This is a genomic window from Xanthobacter aminoxidans, from assembly GCF_023571765.1.
Lineage (GTDB): Bacteria > Pseudomonadota > Alphaproteobacteria > Rhizobiales > Xanthobacteraceae > Xanthobacter > Xanthobacter aminoxidans.
On record NZ_JAMJXC010000017.1, the window covers coordinates 109,691 to 116,860 of the forward strand.

Here is a 7,170-nt window from a genome sequence, read left to right on the forward strand (position 1 = left end):
CTCCCGCGAGGGCGCCCACCGGCGCTGCCGCGCTCTCAGTTTCCCGCCCAGCGCCAGCGCATGTAGTCCACCGCGAAGGGGGCCATGGCGGGCGTGAGGTCGGCTTCGCCCCGCACCACCGCAACATCGGCCAGCTCCGGGTGCGTCTCGGAGGCGAGGAAGGCGCGGATGCGGGCGGCGAGGTCTTCGGCCGGCGCGTCGAACACGAGGCGGCCCATGAGCGCGACGCGCGGCCCGTCGAACAGGCCGGTGAAGCCCTCGTCGCGCAGGATGTCGGCGGGCCGGAGCCCGGTCTCCTCGGTCAGCTCGCGCAGCATGGAGGCGTGGAGGTCCACGCGGTTGTCAGCCGTGATGTCGGAGGGGTCGGGTGTCCCGCCGGGAAAGTAGATGCGGCCGGCCGAGGCCGTATGCGGCCCCATGACGCCGAGCACGAAGCCGCCGTCCGAGCCTTCGATGGCGGCGAGGGCGAAGGCATTGACCATGCCCTCATCCTTCCAGCCCTCGTCGCGCCAGAAGGTGAAGGCGGCAAAATCCGTCTGGCGGAAGGCGCCGGAGAGCACGCCGTCCGCGAAGCCGTGGCGGGCGAGGAGCAGGATCGGCCCGTTCCACAGATGCGGATTGTCGGTCGCCCGGCGGGCGAAATGCGCGTCGATCTCGGCGCGGCGGGGGGCCATCTCGGTCCAGCCGCCGGGCTCGAAGGCAAGATCAAGCCGATGGACCGGCGCGATGCGCCGGTCCACGGTCCAGTCCTGACCCCAGCCGCCGCTCACGCGGCGGCGTCCTTCAGGGTCGGGTAGTCCACATAGCCCTTGGCGCCGCCGCCATAGAGCGTGTTCTGGTCCAGTTCGTTCAGCGGCGCATCGCGGCGCAGGCGCTCCACCAGGTCGGGATTGGAGATGAACGGCTTGCCGAAGGCCACGAGGTCGGCCTTGCCCTGCGCCAGCACGGCATTGGCGAGGGCCAGGTTGTAGCCGTTGTTCACCATCCAGGCGCCGCTGTAGCGCTTGCGCAGCTCCTCGAACGAGAAGTCCGGCGCCACGTCGCGCGGGCCGCCGGTGGCGCCCTCGACCACATGGATATAGACTGGGTGGCGCTTTTCCAGCTCGTCGATCACGTGGTTGAAGAGCGCCTGCGGGTTGCTCTCCGAGATGCCGTTGGCCGGCGAGACCGGCGAGAGGCGCAGGCCCGTGCGGGCGGCGCCGATCTCGGCGATCACCGCGTCCATCACCTCCAGCAGGAAGCGCGCGCGGTTCTCGATGGAGCCGCCATAGGCGTCCGTGCGCTGGTTCGAACCGTCCTTCAGGAACTGGTCGATGAGGTAGCCGTTGGCGCCGTGCACCTCAACGCCGTCAAAGCCGGCCTTGATGGCGTTGGCGGCGGCGCGACGATAATCCGCGACGATGCCGGGGATCTCGGACAGCTCCAGCGCGCGCGGGGCGGAGGTCTCGGCGAAGCCGTTGTTCACGAAGGTCTTGGAGGCCGCGGTGAGGGCGGAAGGCGCCACCGGCGCGCCGCCGTTGGGCTGCAGCGAGGTGTGGGAGACGCGGCCCACATGCCAGAGCTGGATGAAGATGCGCCCGCCCTTGGCGTGCACGGCGTCCGTTACCTTCTTCCAGCCCTCGACCTGGGCATCGGAATAGATGCCGGGCGTGTCCTGATAGCCCTGGCCTTGCTGGGAGATCTGCGAGGCCTCGGTGATGAGCAGGCCGGCATCGGCGCGCAGGGCGTAATATTGCGGCGCAAGTTCGCTGGGCACGAAGCCGGCGGCGGCGCGGTTGCGCGTGAGGGGGGCCATGACGATGCGGTTCGGCAGCGTCAGGTTGCCGAGGCGGAAGGGTTCGAACAGGGACGTCGCGCTCATGAAGGGTGTCCTCTGGCGTGGGGCCGGGAGTGCTGCGATGCGGCAGACATAGGCGCGATCAAGCCACTGCCAAGCCCGGCCGCACGCGAAAGCAGGCTCAAATCGGGCCCACGAGCGTGAGTTGTTTCAATGCCACCTATTGGCCGCGCTCAAGTATGGCACCTTACCCATTGGCGTCTTTCAGATATGCAGCACGCCCTCGGCGATCACCACCGCACCGCCGCCGATGGTGGCGCCGGTGACCTGCCCGCCCTTCACGGTGAAGCCGAGATCGACCCGGCTCGGCCGGCCCATCTCGAAGCCCTGGTCGATGCGCACCTTGTGGTGGCCGTCCACCCTATTCTCTGCGTCGAGCAGCACCCAGGGGAAGGCGGCGGCGGCGGAGCCGGTGGCCGGATCCTCCTCCGTGCCGAGGCCGGGGGAAAACATGCGGGCGCGGAAGTCCGCGTCGCCTTCCTCGTCCAGCGTGTAGAGGTAAAGCGCCTCGCCGAAGCCGCCGAGGGAGGCGATGAAGGCCGCCTCGTCCGGCCGCGCGCGGGCGAGCGCCGTGAGGTCGGCCAAGGGCACGAACAGGAAGGGCACGCCGGCATTGGCGACGATGGGCCGGTGGGCGTCGAAGCCGATGTCGCTCTCGTCGAGGCTCAGCGCCTCGGCGCAGGCGGCGCGGGAGATGTTCACCTCCTCGATCTCGCCCTTGCGCGGCGCGGTGAACACGGCCGAGCCCTTGCGCGCGCCGGCCGGCGTGGCGCCCTGCGCGGCCACCTCGCAGGTGATGGTGCCGATGGTCTCCTCGATGCGCAGGGTGCCCGTGGCGAGCTTGTCCTCCAGCGCGAGGAGCACGGCCGCGCCGACGGTGGGATGGCCGGCGAACGGCATCTCATGGGCGACGGTGAAGATGCGGATGCGGGCGCGGTTCGCCTTGTTCTTCGGCGGCAGCACGAACACCGTCTCGGAGACGTTGAACTCCCGCGCGATCTGCTGCATGGCCGCGTCGTCGAGCCCCTGGGCATCCAGCACCACGGCGAGCGGGTTTCCGCCGAAGGGGCGGGTGGTGAATACGTCCAAGGTCACGTACCGGCGCGGCATCTCAGCTCTCGAACGCTACAAGAGCACCCGCGCCCCCACGCCGGCCTCTTACCTCTGCTTGCCACAATTTAGCCTCAGATCGCAGAGGCCGGGAAGAGCCGCGAGGGGGTCACGAACTCGTCTTGCGCTTCCACCAGCAGCAATTCCCGAGACTGTGCTTTTTCGGTTCGGGTCAGCACCCCGTAAATGGAGGATGCGGCAAGGGAAACCGCCTGCGCGGTGGAGCTCGTGCGCAGCACGTGGAAGAAGAACAAGGCGGCGATGGCATCGCCCGCGCCATTGAGCGACACGGCGAGGCGCGGCGTCCTCACCAGGAACCGCCCATCCGGTCCGGAGGCGAGAAGATCGATCGAATCGGACGGCGTTTCGCTGACATGCAGGCTGGTGACGAGGATCACCTTCGGCCCCAGCGCGTGCAGGGCGTCGCAGGCGGCGATGGCCTCCGGGAGTGTCGTGCAGGTGCGGCGGGTGAGGAGCTCCAGCTCGAACTGGTTGGGGGTGATGACATCCGCCGCGGGCACCGCCTGCTCGCGCATGAATTCCGGGATGCCCTGCCGCACGAAGATGCCGCGGCCCACATCGCCGATCACGGGATCGCAGCAATAGGCGGCGTTGCGGTTAGCGGTCCGAACCCGCCCCACCGCATCGAGGATGGCGGCGCCGATATCGGCCGAGCCCATGTAGCCGGAGAGCACGCCGTCGCAGCGCGACAGCACCCCGCGCTCGGCGATGCCCTCCACCAGATCGCCGATCACGGACGCCTCGAACACCTGCCCCCGCCACGCGCCATAGCCGGTGTGGTTGGAGAACTGCACGGTGTTGATGGGCCAAACCTCCACGCCCAGCCGCTGCAGCGGGAACACGGCGGAAGCGTTGCCCACATGGCCGTAGGCGACGTGCGACTGGATGGAGAGGATGTTCATGGGGCGATTTCCGGGGGGCGCTGAACAGCCGGTTAACCCGATGCAGCCTCCGCCGACAAATGGAATCTGTTGATGCGGCCCCACGGCCCCGCTGATGTTTCCCCGCGCAACAGCAAGTGACCGGAGACGCACCGTTCGACCACTGGAAATGCGCCGCGCAGGAGACTAAGCCGGAGCGCCGCCGCCCGATGGCGGCGCATTGTCCCGGTGACGCCTTGCCCTCGACCCGACTGCCGCTCCGTTCCCTTCTTGCCGCGCTGATGCTCGGCGGCCTTGCCGCGCCTGCGCACGCAGCAGGCGGCCCGGCCTGCTATCCGCCCCAGGCGCTGGCGGCGAAGCCGGGGGAGGAGATCGTGCGGCCGCACACGGGCGGGCCGGGCCAACTGCCTGACATCTCGGTGCCGGCCTCGGCGCCGGTGCCGGCCGCGCTGCGCGGCTCCATCCGCCGGGTGGACCTGCCGCCGGGGGCGAAGATGGTGGCCCTCACCTTCGACCTTTGCGAGGCCTCCAGCGAGACCTCGGGTTATGATGGCGCCCTCGTGGATTACCTGCGCAGCGAGGGCATCGCCGCCACCTTCTTCGCCGGCGGGAAGTGGATGGTGAGCCATCCCGAGCGCGGCGGCCAGCTCACGGCCGATCCCGGCTTCGAGATGGGCAACCACACCTGGTCCCACGCCAATCTCACCGTGAAGACGGGCGAAGCCATGCGCCGGCAGGTGGACGATGCCGATATCGGCCTCGCCCTCGGCCGCAAGCAGGCGGAGGCGAAGGGCTGCATGCTGCCCAAGCCGCAGGCCATCAGCCTGTTCCGCTTCCCCTACGGCTCGTGCAGCGCCGAGTCGCTGAACTATGTGAACGACACCGGCCACCTCGCCATCCAGTGGGACGTGGATTCCGGCGATCCCGCCTTCATCGGCGCCAAGGGCATGGCCGACGACATGCTCCGCGGCATCAAGCCCGGCTCCATCGTGCTGATGCACGCCAACGGTCGCGGCAAGCACACCGCCGAGGCACTGAAGATCCTCATCCCCGCGCTGCGCGCCAAGGGCTACCGCTTCGCCACCGTGGGCCAGCTGCTCGCCGCCGGCACGCCGGTCATCGCCCAGACCTGCTATTCCCTGAAGCCGGGCGACACCCGCATCTACGACGAGGCTGCGCGGACCGGAAAGCGCATCCTGCCGGTGCAGTAGGAGAAGGGGGAGCCGGCGGACGGCATCCCACCTCATCCCACGCCCCCTTGCTTCAGCCGCTTCGTTCGGCTATGAGCAGCCTCCCGTACTCGTGAGCGATGAGCAGAGCGCCCCGTGTCGTCCCGCACGACCAAGACCGCCGCCTCTCAGCCCCGGACCATCAAGGTTCCGGGCAACGCTCTCATTCTGCGCGCGCTTCTTCTCCTTAGCCGCCCCTGAGGGCCGGCCGGGCTTGCGCCTGGGCACTCAGGGGAACCGCCGCCGCCGGGCCTGAAGACCCGGCGCCTGTTTTCGGCTTATGATCCGGACAACATGCTCCCAGACGGGCCGCGCCGGATGCGAGAAGGACCGCTCCCATGACTGCCAGCAACACCGTCGGCGCCAACGACCGCGTCATCATCTTCGACACCACCCTGCGTGACGGCGAACAGTGCCCCGGCGCCTCCATGACCTTCGAGGAGAAGCTCGAGGTGGCCGAGGTGCTGGACGAGATGGGCGTCGACGTGATCGAGGCCGGCTTCCCCATCGCTTCCATCGGTGATTTCGAAAGCGTGGCGGAGATCGCCCGCCGCACCAAGAACGCCACCATCGCCGGCCTCTCCCGCGCCGCCCTGAACGACATCGACCGCTGCGCCGAGGCGGTGAAGCACGCCCGCCGCGGGCGCATCCACACCTTCCTGTCCACCTCGCCCGTGCACATGAAGTACAAGCTCCAGAAGGAGCCGCACGAGGTGCTGGAGATGGTGGTGGCTTCCGTCACCCGCGCCCGCAACCACGTGGAGGACGTGGAGTGGTCGTCGGAGGATGGCACCCGCACCGAGATCGATTTCCTGTGCCGGTGCGTGGAGGCGGCGATCAAGGCCGGCGCCACCACCATCAACATCCCCGACACGGTGGGCTACACCACCCCGGCCGAGTATGAGGCGCTCTTCCGCACCGTACGCGAGCGCGTGCCCAATTCGGACAAGGCCATCTTCTCCGTCCATTGCCACAACGACCTCGGCATGGCGGTCGCCAATTCGCTGGCCGGCCTCGCCGGCGGCGCGCGGCAGATCGAGTGCACGATCAATGGCATCGGTGAGCGGGCGGGCAACGCCGCGCTCGAAGAGATCGTGATGGCCATCGACACCCGCTCGGACGTATTGCCCTATCGCACCGGCATCAATTCCAAGATGCTCACCCGCGTGTCCAAGCTGGTCTCGGCGGTGACATCCTTCCCGGTGCAGTACAACAAGGCCATCGTCGGCCGCAACGCCTTCGCCCATGAGAGCGGCATCCATCAGGATGGAATGCTGAAGCACACCCAGACCTACGAGATCATGACGCCCGAGAGCGTGGGTGTCTCCAAGACCTCACTGGTCATGGGCAAACATTCCGGCCGGGCCGCCTTCCGCGACAAGCTCAAGGCCATGGGCTACGAGCTGGGCGAGAACGCGCTCAACGATGCGTTCACCCGCTTCAAGGACCTCGCAGACCGCAAGAAGGTGGTCTACGACGAGGACATCGAGGCGCTGGTGGATCAGGAGATCGCGGTCTCCCACGACCGCATCAAGCTCCTGTCCCTGTCGGTCATCGCCGGCACCCACGGCCCGCAGCGCGCCACCATGCGCGTCGAGGTGGACGGCCGCGTCATCACCGAGGAGGCCGAGGGCAATGGCCCGGTGGATGCCACCTTCAATGCCATCAAGGCTTTGGTGCCGCATCAGGCCAAGCTCGACCTCTATCAGGTCCATGCCGTCACCGAGGGCACCGATGCGCAGGCCGAGGTGTCCGTGCGGCTCGAGGAGAACGGCAAGGTGGTGACCGCCCGCGCCGCCAATCCCGACACGCTGGTGGCCTCCGCGCAGGCCTACATCACCGCGCTCAACAAGCTGCAGATGAAGCGCCAGAGCATGAACGCCCAGAGCGCTGCCGGCTGAGCGCGATGGGCTGAGGCCTACCGACCGTCACAAGCAAAGAAGGCCGCCCCATGGGGCGGCCTTTTTCGTTGCGGGATCAGTTGCGGCCCGGTCCGTCGCCGGGAGCCCCCGCGGCCCCACCGGGACCACCTGCGCCGCCCGGCCGGGCGGCCGGCGTCGCGGGACCGGGGCGCGCAGCACCTGCGGCGGCT

Annotated in this window: 6 protein-coding genes; 2 read left to right on the top strand and 4 right to left on the bottom strand. The window is 68.7% G+C overall.

Annotated elements, in window-relative coordinates; translation table 11 throughout:
- Positions 1-35: 35 nt before the first annotated feature.
- From EJ105_RS21650 to pdxY, 4 genes are all read right to left on the bottom strand, one after another.
- Positions 36-770: an NUDIX hydrolase gene (locus tag EJ105_RS21650; RefSeq protein WP_250167955.1), complete on the bottom strand. Its 735-nt coding sequence runs from the start codon at positions 768-770 to the stop codon at positions 36-38.
- Complete coding sequence (locus EJ105_RS21655) at positions 767-1,861, bottom strand: alkene reductase (protein WP_250167956.1); 1,095 nt, start codon at positions 1,859-1,861, stop codon at positions 767-769. The genes EJ105_RS21650 and EJ105_RS21655 overlap by 4 nt, the downstream gene beginning before the upstream one ends.
- A 180-nt stretch (positions 1,862-2,041) precedes the next feature.
- A complete protein-coding gene (locus EJ105_RS21660) occupies positions 2,042-2,947 on the bottom strand; it encodes a PhzF family phenazine biosynthesis protein (protein ID WP_029555423.1) in 906 nt (301 codons plus the stop codon).
- Between the two features lie 74 nt (positions 2,948-3,021).
- Positions 3,022-3,870 (bottom strand): pyridoxal kinase PdxY, encoded by an 849-nt coding sequence (gene pdxY / locus EJ105_RS21665; RefSeq protein ID WP_250167957.1) that lies wholly within the window; start codon positions 3,868-3,870, stop codon positions 3,022-3,024.
- A gap of 215 nt (positions 3,871-4,085) precedes the next feature.
- Between pdxY and EJ105_RS21670 the strand changes: the two genes are divergently transcribed.
- Both EJ105_RS21670 and EJ105_RS21675 read left to right on the top strand, forming a co-directional pair.
- Positions 4,086-5,060 (top strand): polysaccharide deacetylase family protein, encoded by a 975-nt coding sequence (locus tag EJ105_RS21670; RefSeq protein WP_250167958.1) that lies wholly within the window; start codon positions 4,086-4,088, stop codon positions 5,058-5,060.
- A 356-nt stretch (positions 5,061-5,416) separates the two neighbouring features.
- The gene (locus EJ105_RS21675) at positions 5,417-6,979 is read left to right on the top strand and encodes a 2-isopropylmalate synthase (RefSeq protein ID WP_250167959.1); all 1,563 of its coding nucleotides are present in this window, start codon (positions 5,417-5,419) and stop codon (positions 6,977-6,979) included.
- The last annotated feature ends 191 nt before the right edge of the window (positions 6,980-7,170 follow it).

Bases quoted from the DNA above. Each gene is read 5' to 3' on its own strand.
- EJ105_RS21675 (WP_250167959.1), top strand. From the start codon at position 5,417: ATGACTGCCAGCAACACCGTCGGCGCCAACGACCGCGTCATCATCTTC.
- EJ105_RS21655 (WP_250167956.1), bottom strand. From the start codon at position 1,861: ATGAGCGCGACGTCCCTGTTCGAACCCTTCCGCCTCGGCAACCTGACG.
- pdxY (WP_250167957.1), bottom strand. From the start codon at position 3,870: ATGAACATCCTCTCCATCCAGTCGCACGTCGCCTACGGCCATGTGGGC.
- EJ105_RS21660 (WP_029555423.1), bottom strand. From the start codon at position 2,947: ATGCCGCGCCGGTACGTGACCTTGGACGTATTCACCACCCGCCCCTTC.